Annotated in this window: 17 protein-coding genes; 8 read left to right on the top strand and 9 right to left on the bottom strand. The window is 39.2% G+C overall.

Annotated elements, in window-relative coordinates; genetic code table 11:
• Positions 1-73 precede the first annotated feature (73 nt).
• Entirely contained in the window at positions 74-493 is a 420-nt protein-coding gene (locus tag WAE64_RS00005; RefSeq protein ID WP_340232989.1) for a hypothetical protein, read from the bottom strand.
• 259 nt (positions 494-752) lie between these two features.
• On the opposite strand from WAE64_RS00005, the gene WAE64_RS00010 reads away from it, so the two are divergent.
• Positions 753-1,535, top strand: a complete 783-nt coding sequence (locus tag WAE64_RS00010) for a TIGR00266 family protein (RefSeq protein WP_340232991.1) — start codon at positions 753-755, stop codon at positions 1,533-1,535.
• A gap of 172 nt (positions 1,536-1,707) precedes the next feature.
• Positions 1,708-2,544, top strand: a complete 837-nt coding sequence (locus WAE64_RS00015) for a sugar phosphate isomerase/epimerase family protein (protein ID WP_340232993.1) — start codon at positions 1,708-1,710, stop codon at positions 2,542-2,544.
• 53 nt (positions 2,545-2,597) lie between these two features.
• Here WAE64_RS00015 and WAE64_RS00020 read toward each other — a convergent pair whose 3' ends face one another.
• Both WAE64_RS00020 and WAE64_RS00025 read right to left on the bottom strand, forming a co-directional pair.
• Entirely contained in the window at positions 2,598-3,191 is a 594-nt protein-coding gene (locus WAE64_RS00020; RefSeq protein ID WP_340232995.1) for a ribonuclease HII, read from the bottom strand.
• Entirely contained in the window at positions 3,188-4,576 is a 1,389-nt protein-coding gene (locus WAE64_RS00025) for an MATE family efflux transporter (protein ID WP_340232997.1), read from the bottom strand. Before WAE64_RS00025 ends, WAE64_RS00020 begins: the two co-directional genes overlap by 4 nt.
• A gap of 458 nt (positions 4,577-5,034) precedes the next feature.
• On the opposite strand from WAE64_RS00025, the gene plsY reads away from it, so the two are divergent.
• The 6 genes from plsY (at position 5,035) to WAE64_RS00055 (ending at position 11,732) form a co-directional block, all read left to right on the top strand.
• Positions 5,035-5,646 carry a glycerol-3-phosphate 1-O-acyltransferase PlsY gene (plsY, locus tag WAE64_RS00030; protein WP_340232999.1) on the top strand — a complete coding sequence of 204 codons (612 nt, stop codon included), beginning with the start codon at positions 5,035-5,037 and terminating at the stop codon, positions 5,644-5,646.
• Between the two features lie 139 nt (positions 5,647-5,785).
• A complete protein-coding gene (locus tag WAE64_RS00035; protein WP_340233004.1) occupies positions 5,786-7,165 on the top strand; it encodes a dipeptidase in 1,380 nt (459 codons plus the stop codon).
• Positions 7,166-7,173: 8 nt separating this feature from the next.
• On the top strand, positions 7,174-8,559 hold the full coding sequence (locus tag WAE64_RS00040; RefSeq protein WP_340233006.1) for an FAD-binding oxidoreductase: 1,386 nt from the start codon (positions 7,174-7,176) through the stop codon (positions 8,557-8,559).
• A 104-nt stretch (positions 8,560-8,663) separates the two neighbouring features.
• A complete protein-coding gene (locus WAE64_RS00045; protein ID WP_340233008.1) occupies positions 8,664-9,782 on the top strand; it encodes an FG-GAP-like repeat-containing protein in 1,119 nt (372 codons plus the stop codon).
• A gap of 62 nt (positions 9,783-9,844) precedes the next feature.
• Entirely contained in the window at positions 9,845-10,672 is an 828-nt protein-coding gene (murQ, locus tag WAE64_RS00050; protein WP_340233013.1) for an N-acetylmuramic acid 6-phosphate etherase, read from the top strand.
• A 70-nt stretch (positions 10,673-10,742) separates the two neighbouring features.
• Positions 10,743-11,732 (top strand): VWA domain-containing protein, encoded by a 990-nt coding sequence (locus WAE64_RS00055; RefSeq protein WP_340233015.1) that lies wholly within the window; start codon positions 10,743-10,745, stop codon positions 11,730-11,732.
• Between the two features lie 212 nt (positions 11,733-11,944).
• Here WAE64_RS00055 and WAE64_RS00060 read toward each other — a convergent pair whose 3' ends face one another.
• The 6 genes from WAE64_RS00060 to WAE64_RS00085 form a co-directional block, all read right to left on the bottom strand.
• Positions 11,945-12,313, bottom strand: coding sequence for a hypothetical protein (locus WAE64_RS00060; RefSeq protein ID WP_340233017.1), 369 nt, complete (start codon positions 12,311-12,313; stop codon positions 11,945-11,947).
• 63 nt (positions 12,314-12,376) lie between these two features.
• The gene (locus WAE64_RS00065; RefSeq protein WP_340233022.1) at positions 12,377-12,928 is read right to left on the bottom strand and encodes a hypothetical protein; all 552 of its coding nucleotides are present in this window, start codon (positions 12,926-12,928) and stop codon (positions 12,377-12,379) included.
• A 2-nt stretch (positions 12,929-12,930) separates the two neighbouring features.
• Positions 12,931-14,187, bottom strand: coding sequence for an RHS repeat domain-containing protein (locus tag WAE64_RS00070; protein WP_340233024.1), 1,257 nt, complete (start codon positions 14,185-14,187; stop codon positions 12,931-12,933).
• Positions 14,188-14,321: 134 nt separating this feature from the next.
• On the bottom strand, positions 14,322-14,732 hold the full coding sequence (locus tag WAE64_RS00075) for a hypothetical protein (RefSeq protein ID WP_340233026.1): 411 nt from the start codon (positions 14,730-14,732) through the stop codon (positions 14,322-14,324).
• A complete protein-coding gene (locus WAE64_RS00080) occupies positions 14,729-18,097 on the bottom strand; it encodes a DUF6443 domain-containing protein (protein WP_340233028.1) in 3,369 nt (1,122 codons plus the stop codon). The genes WAE64_RS00075 and WAE64_RS00080 overlap by 4 nt, the downstream gene beginning before the upstream one ends.
• Positions 18,098-18,157: 60 nt before the next feature.
• Positions 18,158-21,070, bottom strand: a complete 2,913-nt coding sequence (locus WAE64_RS00085) for a hypothetical protein (RefSeq protein WP_340233030.1) — start codon at positions 21,068-21,070, stop codon at positions 18,158-18,160.
• Positions 21,071-21,094: the final 24 nt, after the last annotated feature.

Below are 21,094 nucleotides of genomic sequence, written 5' to 3' on the forward strand. Positions count from 1 at the left end.
TCTCCAATTGCTTGAATAATTTTATGAATTATGCATTCTTGCAAAATTCGGGATGACTCATGTTTGTTTTTTATTATGCTTTCTTGATAGTGAAGCTGATTTTATAGTTTTCCAGACTAATCGGGTCAGGCGTTTGTGGATACGGTGCTACATCCGACACCTCAATAACATAAGTAGTTCCGTTTAGTTCTACTGTAGCTTTCGGAGCCCTCGATTTATCGCCTAGTATTTCAACTACGGCCTCTTTAGTAGTATTACCTTCGCTCACACTAAAAAACACTTTTACCATACCTTCCCAAACACATACAACGCTTTTCGGGCAGCGGCTGTCTTCTATTTTAGTAACTTTTACTTCAACACCTTCTTGCAGCACTACTGCTTTAGAATATGCTGTTTCAATTGTACTACCCAACGAAGCCTTAGGGGCTGTTACTTCATCTTTCGAACATGCCATTGCCGCTGCAACCAACATAATAACCATTAACCGTTTCATAATTATTCTTTCTGATTTTTTATAATATCTTTCATACATTCAGAGTCATCTATTCAAAAAATATACCAAGCGTTTTTTGTCTAAATTTCTCTACATTTACTACTAAGATGCCAGATGTGGCTAAAAGGTTGGAATATTCTGAAATATTAATAAAATAACCACTCCGTCAATAATCCAGTCCATTTGTGTAGTTTTTTTTGAAAGATATATTGCTAAACCTCTATATTCGTCATAAAATCATAAACCCAATTATATAGCTATGCGTTCTCACGAAATTGACTACAAAATATTTGGAGAAGACATTCAGATTGTCGAAATCGAACTTGACCCTTATGAAACTGTAATTGCCGAAGCAGGTTCTATGCTCTATATGGAAGACGGCATTCAGTTTGAAACCAAAATGGGCGACGGCTCGCAGCCTCAACAAAGTATTTTTGGCAAATTATTACAGGCAGGTAGCCGTGCACTCATGGGCGAGTCTATCTTTCTGACGCACTTTACTAACCGTGTACCTCAAATGAAACGTAAAGTGGCATTTGCTGCGCCGTATCCGGGTACTATCAAAGCGGTTGACTTAGCAAACATTATGGGCAACACCCTTATTGTACAAAAAGATGCCTTTTTATGTGCTGCTATGGGTACAAGTATCTCTATCCATTTCAACCAGCGTTTAGGCTCTGGTTTCTTTGGCGGAGAAGGCTTTATTCTTGAAAAACTCCAAGGTGACGGTATGGCATTCATTCACTCTGGTGGAGTTGTTATTGAGCGTCAGCTAAATAACGAAGTGTTACGTATTGATACCGGTTGTGTGGTAGGTTTTGAACCACAACTTCAATTTGACATTGAGCGTGCCGGAAATCTTAAATCAATGATTTTTGGTGGTGAGGGCTTATTCTTAGCTACACTTCGTGGTACGGGTAAAGTATGGATTCAGTCATTGCCTATTTCAAAACTTATCCAACGTCTGGCCCCTTATGGTGGTAATGCTAATAAAGAAGGTGGCTCTATCCTGGGTGGCTTAGGCAATATATTTGAAAGCTAAAATTTTATATATTTCTGTTATAAGGCACAGATAGGAGGCTATCTGTGCTTTTTTGTATTAAAACTACTTTAAGGCTTCCTCGTAAAAAAACCATACTTTAAATTCCATTTGTGCTATAAAATCCACTAACTTGCCGTATCTTTTTAAAACCCAAATTCTACGACAAAAAACTATGATTATCAATCGCAGAAAATTCTTACAGCAATCTGCTTCTTTGGCAGCATTAGCCCTTATAGCTAATCGTGTAGATGCCAAAGGAACATTGAAACAATTTGGTTGCCAGCTATATAGTATCCGTGATGTATTGCCTAAAGACCCTAAAGGCTATATGAAACAATTGGCTGATATGGGCTACGAATATTTTGAGAGTTACTCGAAAGACCCACTTTGGGGAATGACTCCTAAAGATTCTAAAAGCTATCTTTCTGATATTGGTGTAAAAATGGTAAGTACACACTTGGGCTTGCCTGATACCAACGAAGAAATGATTGCTAAATGTGCAGAAGCCGGCTTGAAATACGTAATCTGCCCTGGTATTGGTATGCAACCATCGGCTGATGCATGGAAGCAAAAAGCTGATGCTTTCACTAAAAATGGCGAAATTGCTAAAAAATACGGCATAAAATATGGTTACCATAACCACTCTTACTCATTCCAGAATGCTAATGGTGTAAAAGGACAACGTATTTTATTAGAAAACACCGACCCATCGTTAGTAATGTTTGAGTTAGATATGTGCTGGATTGAGGCTTCGGGCGAAGATACTTTGGCTCACTTGAAACAATACGGCAAACGCTACGAATTGTGCCACATAAAACAATTGGAAACCAAAGACCCTAAACCAAAACAAACTGATTTGGAAAAAGGTATCATTGATTACAAAACATTATTGCGTGCAGCTAAAGATGCTGGCATTAAGTATTACTTAGTAGAGCAAGAGCAATACCCTGTAAGCCCGATTGATAGTATGAAAAACGATGCGGTTTATCTGAAAAATTTAAAATTCTAAGATACCCCATTATTTATAAGCCAAACCCTTGTAGAGCCTAGCTTTGCAAGGGTTTAGTATTTTATGCACTTAAAGCTTGTTCGATGATAAGGTGTAAGGCCATATTGCATAATTGCATTGCGGTGGTGAGTGGTCGGATACCCTGCATTTTCATGCCATTTGTAATAGGGAAACTCCAGCCCTAATTTTTCCATCAGGTCATCACGATAGGTTTTGGCAAGAATCGATGCCGCTGCTATTGATAGAAACTTTTCGTCGCCCTTCACAATACAAGTATGCGGTATAAGCGGATAAGTTACAAATCTGTTACCATCTACCAGCAAATGTTCCGGTTTTACCAGCAAAGCATCTACGGCTCTGTGCATAGCCAGAAAACTGGCTTTAGATATATTAATTTCGTCTATTTCGGCTTCTGATGCCTGAGCAACATGATATGCCAGCGCATCTGTTTCTATTTCTTTTCTTAAACGAATCCGCTGTTTCTTGGTCAATTGCTTCGAATCGTTCAGCAACGAATGCTTGTAATCTTTAGGCAAAATTACAGCCGCCGCCACCACAGGCCCGGCAAGGCACCCTCTGCCTGCTTCGTCAATACCAGCCTCTACTACGTTTTCGTTGTAATACGACCAAAGATTTTTTTCTTTCATGCGCCTGCTGTTTCTACAGAAAATTGCTCCGATTTTTTCATTTTATTTACCAGATAATAGAATCGTGTGGTTAATAATACCGCCGACATACTTAAGCCCGCCCATAAACCTATCCAGATACCAACAGCATCTTGTTTTAGCGGAAAACCCAGAAAATAACCCAGCGGCAAAGCTACAACCCAATAAGCAAACATGGTAATCCAGGTCGGAATATTTACGTCAGAAATCCCACGTAATATGCCTAAAGCAACTACCTGTATACCATCTGATAGCTGGAATACAGCCGCTATGAGCATCAACCTGACAGCTATTTCTATCACTTCAACATCTGATATATACAAACCTATCAAGAAGCGTTTTAGCATAATCATGAGTATCATCATGAGTGTCATAAATGCACCCACAATGATAAGTGCCACATTGCCTGACATTCTTATTTTCTGAATATTTCTCAGTCCTCTACCCTCTCCTACCCTTATACCACCAGCTACACCTAAGCCTGATGCCATCATATAGGTTGTAGAAGCCACATTAATAGCAATCTGATGAGCTGCTAACTGGTTTTCGCCCAGCCAACCCATCATTATTACTGCTAACGAAAAAGCGGCGATTTCGAAAAAAAACTGTAAACCACTTGGCACTCCTATTTTAAAAATATGCTTTATTAAATCGCCCACAGGTAATGGGTTATATCTACGGCTCAAGTACTTCTTAAATGTTTTAGCTCTAAAAAGGTATATCAGTATTCCTGCAAGCATAAGTATTTTTGTACAAAGTGTAGAAATAGCAGCACCATTTAAACCCAATGCCGGAAAGCCCAAGTAACCCTTTATAAGTATTGCATTAAAAACAAAGTTAAAAAGAAGCCCCAAAATCGTAATTATCATTGCTACATAAGTGCGTGAGAGACCATCTGATAATTGTTTTGAAGCAAGAAACAAAAAAGTAAATACATTAGATATAATAATAATACCCATAAAGCTCGGCGACTTGGCATTGATTTCGGCCGATTGTTGAAAAACATCAAAGAAAAAAATACAAAGAAAACCTAAAGCCCCCAAAATAAGCCCAAACCAGAAGGCTACCCATAAACCTGCCCTGAATAAACGGTTGATTTCGGGAATATTTCGTTCGGCTTTGGCTTTAGATATTAAAGGTGCAACTACTGCAAGCCCGCCAATACCAATCGATGAAATTACAAAAGCAATAGAATTGGCAATACCCGCCACACCAAGGCCAATTTTACCCAGATAATGCCCTACCATAATGTTGTCGGTTACCCCCATAAGTATAGAGCCCAATTGCGCTACTATAATAGGAATAGCCAGCGACACAGTTTTTTTTACTTCTTCCTGAAAAGGAGCAGATAATAGATTTGTTTTCATAGCATTTGCGAAAAACAACAAGCTGATTGCTTTTAGAATACCGGATTTATTTTGTTGTACAATAGCCTTGGCAGAAGCCCGAAGGTAGGTATATTTTCAGGAGTTAAACACAAGTTGTGCGAAGCTCAGATATTAATGTTCGGTATTTTGACTCATAAAAATAGTACGTCTTTTTAAACAACACAGTCTCGGTGAAAAAAATTTGATGCCCGGCAAAAAAATTTAAACAGCATAATAGTCCATAGAAATAAAACATAACACCTTTATACTCAATACTTTATAAAAACCCTTAAATACAAAGCTGTAATTTACGAAAAATATACAATTTGATTTAAAATTTTTAAATACATAAACAACTCACTGTCAAGTATTTGCAAAATTTAATGAAATTTTAAATCTTAAAATCTCACAATTTTTTATAGATTTGTAACTTCACTTAATTAAAAAAAGAAAAAGTTATGAGTATAATGGGCGTTATGCTTGCCTATTTGTTAGGATCAATCCCAACGGCTGTTTGGTATGGTAAAATATTTCATGGTGTTGATGTTCGCCAACATGGTAGTGGCAATGCAGGAGCAACTAATTCTTTACGTACTTTCGGCCGAAAAGCAGGTATAATCGTACTTATCATCGACTTTCTCAAAGGTTTTCTTGCCGTTTTTTTAGCGCAATATCTATTTCCTGATTCCAATCAATATTTACCTCTCTTAATGGGGGTTGTTTCGGTTATAGGTCATCTTTATCCGGTTTTTGCACAATTCCGTGGAGGCAAGGGAGTAGCAACTGCCTTAGGAGTAATTGCGGCCTCATTCCCTATGACGGTTATTATCTGTATAGCGGTTTTTCTGATAATAGTTTTTACTACTAAGTATGTTTCGTTGGGGTCTATCCTGAGTGCTTTGGCTTTTCCGGTACAAATCGCTTTTAATGTATGGGGTATTAATCCTAATCAGGACCCCTATTACCTAGCTTTTGCTATTGCTTTAGCCCTTATTCTGGTATTTACTCACCGCCACAATATCCAACGATTAATGAACGGAACCGAAAACAAAGTTGGTTCTAAGAAATAAATCAGGCTTTTCCAAAATTCTTGTATTCTCTCTCTCAATTACTTTACTTTGTAGTAAGGTAGCAATATCCTTTTTGCTTTTACTCAAGAACGAATTACATATTTGCCCAACTAGCACGGGCAGTCAACAACACACATATATGAGTACTTATTTAGACCAGAACAAAGACCGTTTTCTGAACGAGTTATTTGATTTTCTAAGGATTCCGTCTGTCAGTGCCGATTCTAAATTTCAGCCTGATATGATTCGTGCAGCCGAATATATTAAAGAGAAACTGTTGGCCGCAGGGCTCGACTCAGCCGAAATAGTACCAACAGCGGGGCATCCGGTAGTATATGCCGAAAAAATTGTAGATGCTTCTTTACCTACTATTCTGGTATATGGCCACTACGATGTGCAACCTGCCGACCCTTATGAATTGTGGGATTCGCCACCGTTTGAACCAACTATCAAAAAAACCAAAATACACCCTGAGGGTGCAATCTTTGCCCGTGGCTCTTGCGACGACAAAGGGCAGATTTATATGCACGTAAAGGCCATTGAAATGATGCTTGCTGATGGTAATCTGCCTTGCAATGTAAAGATTATGTTTGAGGGAGAAGAGGAAGTGGGCTCTGAGCACTTGGGAACATTCGTAAAAGAAAACAAAGAAAAACTCAAAGCTGATATTATTCTTATTTCAGATACGTCTATTATTGCTAACGATATTCCATCGGTAGAAACTGGTTTGCGTGGGCTTACTTATATGGAAGTATCAGTTACAGGGCCAAACCGTGATTTACACTCAGGTGTGTACGGCGGTGCAGTAGCTAACCCGATAAATGTGCTAAGCCAGATGATTGCCTCTTTGCACGATGCCGATGGCAAAATAACTGTAAAAGGCTTCTACGATAAAGTTATTGAACTAAAACAAGAAGAAAGAGACGCTTTAGAAGCTGCACCTTTCAACCTTGATGACTATAAAGCAGATTTAGATATAGCCGAAGTAAGCGGCGAAAAAGGCTACACTACCCGTGAGCGTGCTGCTATACGCCCTACTCTTGATGTTAATGGTATTTGGGGCGGCTATACAGGCGAGGGTTCAAAAACAGTTTTACCATCAAAAGCATTTGCTAAAATATCGATGCGTCTGGTTCCTGACCAGGATTGGGAAGAAATAGCAGAATTATTCGATGCGCATTTCAGAGCCATTGCTCCACCTACGGTTAAAGTAACGGTTACTCGCCATCATGGGGGCCAACCTTATGTAACACCTACCGAATCGGCCGGATACAAAGCAGCCATGCTTGCAATGGAAGAAGCCTACGGCAAAAAACCTGTACCAACCCGTGGCGGTGGCAGTATTCCGATTGTAGCCTTATTTGAAAAAGAACTAGGCTTAAAATCTATCTTATTCGGCTTTGGTCTTGATTCTGATGCCCTGCATTCGCCTAACGAGCATTATGGTCTGGTTAATTTCTTCAAGGGTATCGAAACTATCCCATTGTTTTATAAGCATTATGCAGCCTTGATGAAATAAAAATTCAGATGGATAAACAACCAAAACAAATCGTTTTTGAAGAGTTAAAAGCACTTCTGCACGAACGTGTAGTAGCTGATGAAGCCATTAGAAACGAACATGGTGTAGGATTCAGCTATCATGCTTGTACTCCGCCAGATTGGGTTGTTTATCCATCTTCTACTGAAGAAGTCGCCGAAATCGTTAAGATTTGTGCTGCTTATCAGATACCGATTACTCCCTTTGGTGCAGGTACGTCTGTTGAAGGGCATATATTAGCCTTGAAAGGCGGCGTTTGTATAGACTTTAAGCTGATGAATCAGCTACTTGAAGTCAATCAGGCTGATATGTATGCTACCATCCAGCCGGGTATTACCCGCAATCAATTAGATGATACGCTACAAGATACCGGCTTCTTTTTCCCGATAGGTCCCGGGGTGAATGCCACATTAGGCGGTATGGCAAGCACCCGTGCATCGGGCACAAATGCCGTTCGTTACGGCACCATGAAAGACAATATATTGTCGCTCCAAATAGTATTACCAGACGGAAAAATTATAAAAACCGGAAGCAAAGCCAGAAAATCTTCGGCAGGCTACGACCTAACCCGTCTTTTTATAGGAGCCGAAGGGACTTTAGGTATTATTACCGAACTCACTATTAAACTTCATAGTTACCCACAAGCCATTTATGCGGCTGTTTGTTGTTTTCCTACAGTAGAAGCCGCCGTTAATACTGCTATCCAAACTATTCAGAAAGGCATACCAATTGCCAAAGTTGAGTTGTTAGACGCACAAATGATGATGGCTATTAATAGATACTCGGCGCTTAATTATGAAGAATCTCCCACCCTCTTCTTAGAGTTTCATGGTTCACCGTCAGAATTAGAAGAACAGATTGCTCAGGTAGAACACATTGCCCAAAGTTTTGGCGCAAAAGAATTTATTTGGGAACGAGACGAAGCCGCCCGTACAAAACTATGGCGTGCCCGCACTGATGCCGCACCTGCCTCAGTAGCTCTAAGAAAAAATGCCCAACTGATGTCGACCGATGTTTGTGTGCCTATTTCAAAGCTAGCAAGCTGTATTACGTCCACTCAGCTCGATATTGAGGCAACAGGTATATTAGCACCAATATTGGGGCACGTGGGTGATGGAAACTTCCACCTGACTATTGTAATTGACCCTAACGATGCAGAAGAATTTGCCAGAGCTAAAGCCTTAAATAAACGATTGGTAGAAAGAGCCTTGGCTATGGAAGGTACCTGCACAGGCGAACATGGCATTGGCATCGGTAAATTATCATATATGCCTTTAGAACATGGCGACGCCATAAATACGATGTGGGCAATCAAAAAAGCCCTCGACCCGCTTAACATCATGAATCCCGGCAAATTACTTCCTGCCCAGGATTAAAACTTTACCTCTCTTATCATCCTGAAAGTTTATTGGTTTGAAAGTCGTAATAAATAAATTTTATTTTAAACTTTGTAAATGTTTTACTGACTCCTCTCAAACCTATGAAAACTTTTCTTTACGCACTGCTATTTGTTCAGATTTGTGTTGCTCAAACACCGAAATTTGTCCCACAAACTATTGACAATCAGGTTAGTATTGGCTACGGCTTAGCCATAGGCGATGTAGACGGCGATAAAAAGCCTGACATAATAATGGCCGACCAAAAACAATTTGTCTGGTACAGAAATGGCGACTGGAAACGTTTTGCAATGGCTGAGAATCTGACGACTCGTGATAATGTATGTATTGCAGCAAGAGATATAGATGGCGACGGAAAAGTAGAAGTAGCTGTTGGAGCAAACTGGAATCCGGGTGAAACGAATGATTTAAGTAAATCGGGCTCGGTTCATTACCTGATTCGTCCGAGCGACCCTACGCAAAAATGGGAAGCCGTGGAATTACACCATGAGGTAACTATTCACCGCATGAAATGGGTAAAAACCAAAAACAAATATCAATTGGTAGTTGTACCTTTGCATGGTTTAGGCAACCGCAACGGCGAAGGTGCCGGAGTAAAAATATGGGCTTATGATTTACCTGCGAATCCTAAAACAGAATGGAAGCGTACGTTGATTGACTCAACTATGCACCTAACGCATAATTTTGAAATAAAAGAAGATAAGAATGTTACGTATCTGACCATTGGCGGTAAAGAAGGTTTACGTACCTACCAATATACCGACAAATGGGAGAAAACAGATAAAGCACATAAAAATATGCAGATTGGCGAATTAAAATATGCAGAAGTAGGCAAAAATGGCTATTTTGCGACCGTTCAGCCTATGCATGGTAATAAGTTGGTATGGGTGAGCGATACTAAAGAACCTGTCGTACTGAACGAAAACCTCAACCAAGGGCACGCACTTGCCATGGCCGATTTCCTGAAACTAGGCAGGCCACAAGTTGCCGTTGGCTGGCGTGAGCCTAACAACGATAAAAAGGTAGGAATCAAGTTTTATGTACTTGATGCCGCATTATCAAAATGGATTGAATATGTAATAGACGATAACACAATGGCTTGTGAAGATATGCAAAGCGCCGATTTAGACGGCGATGGCAGAATAGACATAATTGCAGCAGGCAGAGCCACCAAAAATCTGATTATTTACTGGAATCGCTGAAAGATTCTGTAAACATCATCATAATATTACAAATAGCGTTTAATTAGCAAAGAAAATACAATATGTCTCTTGGTTTAGAAAAACTGGCAACAGAATCGAGTTCGCACTACGATAATCTTGAAAAGATGTCGATAAACGAATTATTGGTAAACATCAATAATGAAGATAAAACCGTACCCAATGCCGTAGAAAAGTGTATTCCACAAATTGAAGCATTGGTGAGCCAGATAGTACCTCGCATGAAAGCCGGCGGCAGAATTTTTTATATTGGTGCAGGTACAAGCGGCCGCCTGGGTATTGTTGATGCCTCTGAATGCCCGCCTACCTTTGGCGTACCTCATGGCATGGTAGTAGGTATTATGGCAGGTGGAGACAAAGCTATCAGAAAAGCTGTTGAGAATGCCGAAGATGACATTGAACAAGCCTGGAAAGATTTAGCAGAATATGAGATAGACGAAAACGATACCCTGATTGGCATTGCTGCTTCAGGCCGTACACCTTATGTGATAGGCGGATTAAGAACAGCACGCCAGAAGGGTATTCTGACAGGTTGTGTGGTTTGTAATGCCGGAAGTGCCGTAGCAGCCGAGGCGGAATATCCGGTTGAAGCGGTTGTTGGGCCCGAATTTGTAACAGGTAGCACCCGCATGAAAGCCGGGACAGCCCAGAAATTGATACTCAACATGATTTCTACCGCAGTAATGATTCAGCTTGGCCGTGTACGAGGCAACAAAATGGTAGATATGCAATTGACCAATATTAAACTGGTTGAGAGAGCTACAAGAATGGTAATGAACGAGTTGAACATTCCGCACGAAGAAGCTCACGAACTGGTACTTCGATATGGTAGCGTAAGAAATGCGGTAGACAACTATAAGCAAGCAAAGTAATACAGAAAAATAATTAATCACTCATTTACCAATCACTAATTCACTCAATTAGCGATTCACTTATTAACCCATGTGGGATTGGTTTTCATTTGATTGGCTTAGTTGGCAAACCCTGCGTTCGTTCGTTTGGGCCGATCGTATTTATTTATACTGCATCGCCGGAATCCCCTTTTTATTTGTACTCCGCTGGTTGTTTTATAACAGAGGGCAACAGAAATTGGGTTTGTCGCTCAGTAGCCCTCAGTTACAGCCTCGGCTGGTAAGTTATCTGCGTTTTCTTCCTCCCTTGTTTTTTATTTTGGGCATTGCCTGTGTGTTGCTTTCATTGGCTCGCCCACAACGGGTAAAAGAGAGTAAAGAACAGTTTTCAGAGGGCATTGATATTATGTTGGCAATGGACATTTCTGAATCAATGCTGGAAAAAGACCTGAGCCCAAACCGGCTGGATGCGGCTAAAAACGTAGCTCGTGAGTTCATAAAAGGTCGTTTTCAGGACCGCATCGGTTTAGTGATTTTTGCTGCGGATTCTTACTCCATCAGTCCGCTCACAACCGATTATGATATGCTGAATGAATACCTGAACGAAATCAATAGCAGCATGATTAAAACCTCAGGAACAGCTATTGGTAGTGCTATGGCTACCTGTATAAACAGGCTGAGAGATGTACCAGGCAATAGCAAAGTAGCCATTATCTTGAGCGATGGAGATAACACAGCCGGAACACTCGACCCACTCACAGCCGCCGACTTAGCAAATTCGTTTGGTATAAAGGTTTATACAATTCTGGTAGGTCGATACAGCCAGAATGTAAAAGTAGATGAATCGACCCTGCGTAAAATTGCCCAACAGGGCAACGGCCAGTTCTTTAGAGCCACTGATAATCAGACCTTAAAAACCATCTTCGACCAGATTAATCGCCTCGAGAAAGTAAAAATCAAAGATAGCATCTACCGTGATGTTGAAGACTTTTATTACATCTATCTCAACTGGGCAGTAGTATTTCTACTAATTGCCTTTATATTCAAGAATACTTTTGTGGGGAATATTTTGGAGGATTGAAGGGAGAGGGACAACCAAATTTTTACACAAAAATTTGAAATCATATAACTTATTCGTTATTTTTAGACTCAAACCTTTTGATAATGATTTAACTATCACTTTTCCAGAATTTGAAATTAATTTACCATTGATACTGATATTTTCTTTTGTTTCTTCTACAAAGCTTATTTTTAAAGTTTCACCCTATATATAGTCAACAAGTTCTGAATCATCTACTTTAATAAGTATATACCATTCGCTTTATAAGCTATACGTGTATTGCCCAGATGGTCGGTGTGGAAATATTCATAAGTCCATCCTCCACTTTGATAAACTGCTCTGCCCTCTGGTGTAGCCAGTTGGTAGAAAGCACCATTCTTGAAAACCAGTCCATCAAGATACTCCCAGTATTCTCCTGTCGAATAACTAGTTTTATATAAACGCCCTGAGCCATCATAGAAGTTTTTAATCCATCTGTTGTTGCTGAGCTGTATCTCAATGGGTTGACTTAAATCTTTTTCGTTAGTTACTTCATCTGCAAAATTATAGCCCAAATTGGCTTTATAAACTCTACGAGTTAAGCTCCATACTAAGAAGCCCACCCAATAAAAATTTCGGATGGGCTTTCTTGATAAAATTAATCAACTTATTCCAAGATGAAATAATCAATTTTCCAAAACTGTTTTAATCTTTAATGATGTAGGTTGCTTTAGAATTGATATAATTTTATCTTGATTTAAGGCTAAGTTATTAATTGTATTATCATGTTTCATCATTAGAGTTTTACTTTGTCGCCTCAATTCTACTAAGTTATTTATTCCATACTCTAAAATTTTAAGTAGGTTTTCTGATTTATCTGTATTAGAATAAACTACGATTCTAATACCAGACTTATTGAACTCCTTATCGGATCCATAGTATTTATATTTTGACGGATAACCACTTAAATTGTCGTAAGCTAGTTCATACTCTAATGTATTAATTTGGGATGTGCTAATAATTAAATATATCAAAGGTAATTGATGATTATGGTAGTACTTCTGAATATATTTGTTACATAATATTGCATAATGTTTTTTAATTGTACTATCTGCATCAGTAGATGAAGACGTATATACTACATTCTTCATTTTAACAGTAAAATAAGACTGTGCTCTGCCCTTACTTGCTATAAGTATGCTCGCTATTAAGATGAAAACAACTTTTCTGAATAACATAATTATTTTTTTAAGGTTTTCGCGGGAAATGAAGCCACAACTCCCGTTTTATTATAAATATATACCTGATTACTACTCATCCCAAAAACATATCCCGTTCTATTACCTATATTATCTATATCAATATTTGACAGCGGTTGTGTAAAGCTAAATGTATTAATTTGCCCACTCATCACTATTGTCCCATTGCCTTGCTTGGGACCTTCTTCTATTTGTCCACTTGGATGGCTATGATATTGTGCCCTTGTAATAGCTGTTGTTGTTATATTTAAGTGAGCATGGGAGTCGAATTTAGGATTAGCTACATCTCCAGGACTTTCAACTGTTATTGTACCGTTATTTACTGCCCCTCCATATTCTCTATTATTAGCATTAGATGTCCCTCCTTTTCCATTATCAGCAGATACAACACCTTGCATTTGTTGCATTACAGCTTTATTTTCAATCTGTACAGTATTAGCTTGTACTAAAGGATTGTTTACATCCCCACTCTTAATTGAAGCTTCTGTAGCCTTGGCATCACTTTTACTAATACCACTCACTGCAGGTGCACTCCCATCTTTAATTTGTTCGGGAGAATATAAGTCCGATTGTTTATCAGTTGTCTTAACAATAAATGTCCTATCAGGTTGGTCATTCTTTACACGATAAATTTCTTGGCCACTCCTATTTAAATATATATCATCTAGTGGTGATGCCAACATTCCGTTGGTGTCTATAAATCCTATTGGATTATCATAACAAAATGTATAAGAACTCCAACGTCTTGAAACATCCGCCAAAGGATCAACCCGATCAAATCTTCCTATAGAGCCATTATAGCTCCTTGCTCCAAAGTCAATTCTTCTCAAATTAAACGTACTCTCCTTTTCTTTATTTTGATACTCAAATCTATTTTGAAAAGTATTCACTAAGCCTGCGTCTCTTAACACAATACCCCACGGGTCAAAAGAAGTTTCAGAGGTTTTAGCCAGTGCTGTGCCGTTCGCTTTATAAGCTATACGTGTATTGCCCAGATGGTCGGTGTGGAAATATTCATACGACCAAGCACCACTTTGATAAACCGCTCTGCCTTCTGGAGAAGCCAATTGATAGAAAGCACCATTCTTGAAAACCATTCCATCAAGATACTCCCAGTATTCCCCTGTCGAATAAGTGGTTTTGTATAAGCGCCCTGCGCCATCATAGAAGTTTTTAATCCATCTGTTGTTGCTGAGCTGTATCTCAATGGGTTGATTTAAATCTTTTTCGTTAATCACTTCACCCGCAAAATTATAACCCAGATTGGCTTTATGAGTTAAGTTACCATACTAAGAAGCCCACCCAATAAAAATTATCGGATGGGCTTTACTAGTAAAATTAGTTAACTTTTTCAGAACAAATTAATTGAACATTAATCTGAAAGAGGGTTGCCTTGATTATATTTTGCAATAGTTACTAAGAAGATAAAACCAATTATAAGTAAAGTAATAAATAAACGTTTCGCTTTTTTTATACTTTGCTCGTTCGCTTCATCTGACGAATACTTATCTACTTCATTTAATTTCCAAGTGAAATAATGTAGAATAAAATACATTGCTAACAATACTGGAAGATAACCAATTCTTGTCTTAGGAGTGTTAAAACTAATTTCAATCCAGTGTAAGTTGTTTTCAAATATATTTAAAATGGGTAAAAGCCAAATCCACACTAAAACACAAAATGCTAACTTCGCAATAAAAAGCCTTGCATTACCTTCTGAGTATTTCATACTTTTTTGTCTACTCTGATAAATAGCTACAATCATTTTATTTATTTCATTCATTTTATTTTAATTTTCCTAGTGTCAACTATTTGAGAATTAATTATTCTACTTGAGTTAAAATTATCAATTGTGGTATCAATTGCATTAAAAAAAGAATCTTTACCTCCTGAAGCTCCCCAAATTCCATCAGCTATTCCAATTAAAGGTTTAGCTAAAAGTGCTTCGGGTGCTAGAATTCCAACTGCAAACATTCCTACATCTAAACCTGCCTTTAGCAAATTACCAGTGCTTGGATTATCTATTGCACTCATAGTAGAGCTAACCGCCCCAGTAAAACCTGTAATATTCCCGACTACATCCAATACATTTCCAACCGCTTTAAAACCATCTGCTGCATCTCCTGCTTTATCTAATGACTTTGCTACATCCATTACAGTAGCTTGAAAATCCCCGGTTAATCCGAATGCGTCACTTACTCCGAAGCCTACATCCATAACTGACATTTCTGAGCCTGCTTTTGAAGAAACATTAACTTCGCTTAGCATGGTTGAACTAGTAGCTGTACCATCGGCATTAAGGTTTACTTGTTGACCTTTCTGATTCATATAAACACCTGCTTTTCCTAAGTCAGTTGCTAAGCTTCCATATTTGGCGGCAGCTTGTGCTTGATTGCTTACAGCAGCATCGAACTTAACGCTTCCATCTTCTAGCTTTATCCAGTCAGTTGGTGCCCTACCATCCAGGTCAAAGAATCTAAGCGGATTATTGGATAAATAATTATAAGTACTCCATCTTCTCATCTGGTCAGCCAACGGATCAACCCTATCAAACCTCCCAATACTCGCATTATAGCTCCTTGCTCCAAAGTCAATTCTTCTCAAATTAAACGTACTCTCCTTTTCTTTATTTTGATACTCAAATCTATTTTGAAAAGTATTCACTAAGCCTGCGTCTCTTAACACAATACCCCACGGATCAAACGAAGTTTCAGAGGTTTTAGCCAATGCTGTGCCGTTCGCTTTATAAGCTATACGTGTATTGCCCAGATGATCGGTGTGGAAATATTCATACGACCATCCTCCACTTTGATAAACTGCTCTGCCCTCGGGTGTAGCCAGTTGATAGAAAGCACCATTCTTGAAAACCAGTCCATCAAGGTATTCCCAGTATTCTCCAGTAGAGTAGCTGGTTTTGTATAAACGCCCTGCGCCATCATAGAAGTTTTTAATCCATCTGTTGTTAGTGAGTTGTATCTCAATGGGTTGATTGACATAGGTACTATAAATGATGTCGTTGATAGCTTCGTTCTTGTCAGCTTTCAAAGCTCCGTTTGCATAATAGCTGTAGTCGTCGCTTGCCGAGTTCCGGTTTACAAAATCTACTTCATAATCACCTGTAACAGTATCTTCCACTTTCATTAGTTGGTTTCCTGTATAGCTATAAGTCAGGTTGTCCATTAAGCCGTATGTACTGGTCAGTTTCCCATTTCGTTGCAAGCTAATAATATTGCCGTTTCTATCATAATTAATGGCAGGTAAACTATAGTTTTCTGAGCCTATTCCGTTGTAAGTAGCTGTCTTTAGTCGAGAGCCAGCATCGTAGGTAAAAGTATAAGTACGAATACCCGCAGGCGCATTATTGGTGCTTGCCTGCCAGTATTGTTTACCGATGTTGCCATCATAATAACCGGCAGTTTCGTAATCAAGCTTATAGCTGAATAAATCACCCTGACTGGCATTCGGTACCGGATTACCCGAACCATCCAGGTTAATGCCCCTCAATTGCCCTCTCAAATGATAAGCATAATCAATAGTCTGTAAGCCACTAATAGAAGTGCCATTGGCGGTGTAAGTGCCTGTAGCTCTTATTTTAGCTTGTTTTAAACGCCCTGCTTCATCATATTCTGAGCGTCTGACCTCCGCTACGGCAGTGTTAATGCCATGCGATACTTTCAGGCGTCGGCCGGTATTATCATACTCGTAAGTGGCAAGTGTTTCGGTATTTGCCAAACCATCTACCTGATACAAAACTTTTTCGTTAGTCACTTCACCTGCAAAATTATAACCCAGATTAGTTATAACCGGTTTAGTAGCTAGCGTTTCTCCTCCCTTATCGTGTGTACGGAAGGTTTGCATCGTTCGCCCCTTGTAATCATAATAGAAAACCGAGTGATATAGTTTATTGGGGTCGTCCTGGCTACGAGCTGCGCTTCCTGACAGGAGCCCTTTAGCATTGCTATAATAGTTGCCCGAATTATAAGCAATGCCTGCATTAAATGCCCATTCGGTGGCAATCCAACTATAGGTATCATAAAAATTCCAGGTCTTTTCGGCCGTTGCGCTATACGTAATCGGAAAACTAACTGACGAATACCCCACAGCGCCAAGCCAGGTTTCATACGCTATCGAGATACCATTAAAACTTGTCTGAAGTACAGCCCGGCTAGATGTATTCTCCAGTTCTCCCATAACAATGTTCCGACCAAATTGATCATATTTGGTAAACGACCACTTGTTTAAACTATTCTGGCTGGCATCCTGTGTCAGCACCGGTAAATCGTTCCGGTCATATACAGTATATCCCCAACCTCCTCCGGGCGTATGTTTTTCGATAAGTCTTCCTGCTGCATCGTAATTATAGCCAAATACCCATTTAGTCCAGGCGTCTGAGTCTTTGGCAATGCTTGCATTTAAAGCATAAGCCTCAGGCTGCATAACGGCTCTTAGTCTCTGCCATTGGTCATAAACATAATACGTAATAAGTGTTTCTGCACCTACGGGCTGCTCACGCTGTATCAGGTTGCCCAACTTATCTTTTATTTCAACAGTCGTATTTCCCTGTTCGTCTATCACCCGTATTTTATAAAGACTATTAGCCGGAAAATTTCCGTTGAGCGTAATATTGCCAGAGACGTCTGCATCATAAAGGCGGACGCTAGCACCGGCTATTTCATCAAAAGTCTGAATATTTTTAGTATTGGTGCGCCATGCCTGCCCAGGGCCATATTGTATCTTTAGCCGGTTTAATGGCGAATTATCAAAAGCAGTAATTTCACTATAAGCATAATTATCGCCATAAAAAGTAGAAGCAAGGCTAGACGGATTAGCCTGGTATTCTCCGGTTTGTACAGTAGTAGGAGCTGTCAGGGCTGTTTTGAACGCACGGCCAAAGGTATCATAAGTTTTGCCTTCAAATACAATATCTTTTGCTGTAGGAGACTGCCGATAACCCACCGTTTGGAGTGGGCGGCCCAGGCCATCGGTATACTGTATCGAAATGAGTGCTTTGGTTGCATCACTGGCATCGCTTATACTGGCACCGCTAACACGAAAAGAACTGTGTACAATGGCATTTTTATGATTGGTAATGGTTTGTCCCCAGCTGCAGAGAGGAAACAATAGCCATAAGATTATATTTTTTTTCATTGAAAGTGTAGATTTAAAACGCAACTCTGTTGATATCTATAAATTTGTTTGGCCTATGCCTCAGAAAGTAATAGCATAGAAATACCTGTAAAGGTCTGTCAGGGCTCCCGTATGGTCTTTGATAGCACTTAGCCTGTTGATACTATCATACTCAAAGGTGTTTTTTAACCCATTAGGCGCTTTTATCTGGCTGAGGCCAATGCCCGACCTCATTACGCCTGAAGTTACCATTGCTGAGGGGAGATTATTTCTTAGGTTTGTGCCAATGGTTTCTATATTGGCAGCCGTGTAAATATCTGCGACTTTTTCCAGGCTACCGATTACGGCTTCTACATTGGCTACACTTGCATTTTGTACAGAAGCAACGGGGTACGAGTGCTTGTAGCCCCATACATAAGTAGTTGGTGGCTGGTTAAGCCTTTTTATCTCTATGGGGTTACCCTTACTACTATACTTCCGGCTTTCAAACAATTTAAATTCAGGAAGAACAAACAGAGCCGGATTATGAGAAAGCGTAACCAGCGAAGCATTTTCATAACGGTATATTTCAGCAGGATTTCCGTTAGCGTCAGTCTTAACCATAACTCCATCAACAGTTTTATTATCTACATTGCGGATAACCTTCAGCGGTATGCCAATAATATTTTTGCTTTTTAGTTGGTCAATGTTTGTGTTATTAATGTTGTTAAAGTCATTTGTGTAATAATTAATAGTTATATCTGTTTTACCCTTGCTGTTGGTGGTTGTGGTACTTCTCAGAAGTACTTCTGGCGTATAGATATAACTTATGGTATTACTTAAGGCCACCCCACCCGAATATTCAGTAATAGTAGACGACTGTAAATTGTAGCGATCGCTGAATACAGGAGTAATTACATGGGTAAAATAATCATAACTGAATCCTGACGAAATGGCTTCTTGTGTACAAGCCATAGTTCTGCCTGCTTTAAATCCATACTGAGTAATAGGGTATATAGAAAGAGCACTATAAGTATTTGTCAATTCTTTTACAGGTGTTGAGGCGTCTTTCTCAAATGTTTGCTCTTTTGCCAGATTACCGCTTCGCCAGTTTAAGTTAACAGTGGCTGCATGCGGTGTGGCAGAAACCGGCCCACCAACATAAGAGTTGCCATTAAACCCATATACTTTTTTCCCGTTTTCTCCGGCAGCCCCATAGGTTTCGGTTACTTTTCTATACTCTATCTGATAACCATCCCAGTTATATACATTATTTTCTGATACAAAATATCTTGAACCACAAGAAGTACACGGAGCTGTTGGATATGGCGCACTATTTAGTAAGCCCGATTCAATAGCTGTAACATAATAAGGAATAGCTAAAAGATTAGCTTGTTCGTAAGTTATAATTCTCTCGTTAGATTCTAACGAACCTGTATTATCTACAATACGTGATACACGATTACCCCCTATCTGTAGTCTGATGCCTCCGCCGGGCTGAGAAGTTTCAGGTGTTTGTGTTTTTAAGAAGAAGGGTATCTCCGAAGCATTACTAAAGGTTGCTATATTGGCTTCATAAAAGATCTCTGTAAACCCCTTAGTAGGATAATTTATCTTTTTGAGCATACCTATCTTTGAATACGTATTATCTGCTCGCCTGTCGGCAAATCCGAAATTTGTTAAATGAGTAGAGGTAATTTCAGAATAATTGACATTCGGAATTTTATTAGGATTCCCTGTCATTCCGTTATAATAGCCCCAATGGTCAACCCCATTGTTAGCTGCACGAATACCACTTGGTGTCATAAGAGACGGAATTGGAATATCGTCTCCTATCTTCTCGTAATATTCAAATGAAGTGGTCTGAACAGCCGCATACGGGGCTTGATTTTCAAAGACAGATACCGAATTTAATTTCAGGCGATCATTGGTTCCAATATAACCATATTCAAAACCAATCCGGTTAGTTTCCTGGCTTGCTTCATCATATACTACAATTGCAGAAAGACCTTTGGCCTTCGCACCCTTACTACTTATCAGGTCATTACGATTAAAAAACTGAAAATCTACGGTCTTTCCCTTCCAGGTAATATTGTCCAGAACATACTGTGAAACATTTGTTTCGGTTAAAGTTTTGCTCATGGCAAATCCGCCATTATATACACATAAAGCTCCACCGGTAAACCCTGTTGAGTAAGAAACGCCTTCAACATTGGTTTGGTAAGAAATATCCGGAGCGTAGTTAAAATCTACTACAACGCCATTGGGCGATGTAATTTTTTGAAGATACCACGTAAAACTGCTGAGAAAAGAAGGGTCAATAAACGGATGTACATACCCATCTGTGAAATATCCGACATTATTTACAGACAATGTAAAGGCAAATGCATAACCTTTTTCATCAGTAATAGTAAATGAAAATGGGGCATACTCAATTTTTAGTGGCATTTTGTTCATCAGAATGATGCTGTCGCCAGAAAAATAAAACTTACCACTTCTGCCAAGAAAATTGAATGAAAAAATATCATATTGCGAATCTTGTTGACCATTCAATACTTCGTTTAAATAATTATATCGATCGGGGTCAGGCATTGTTCCTTTCAAATAATTTTGCATTTGTAGCCTAACCCCTGGATTTGTTAATCCGTTACCATTTAAATCAGAAATGCCATTGATTTGCTGAACTATCGTTCCGCCAACTTCCAGGTTCCAGCCATTACCTACCCATGTAGGCACATCCTGAGGTTTAAGACCAGTATTACTATAAACTAACTGAATAGGTATTACTAAATTTTCATCTACCTGAATCTGGTAAAGTGGCATATTGAAATTTAATTGACCTGTGCTGAAATTAATCGGAACATTGCCGAACTCCTGCGTCTTGGCAGCATTAGGAGGCAATAGCCTTAGTCTCCCCGAAGTACCTTCAAAAGGAGAAATGAGTGAAGAGCCTTGTTGTGCCACTGAGCTAATACAGAGGAAGATAAACAAAGCAGAGATGAGTGAATTTTTCATAGAAATTCCTGAGAATTTGATTAA

Origin of the sequence: Emticicia soli (assembly GCF_037860775.1) — a bacterium.
GTDB classification, from domain to species: Bacteria; Bacteroidota; Bacteroidia; order Cytophagales; family Spirosomataceae; genus Emticicia; species Emticicia soli.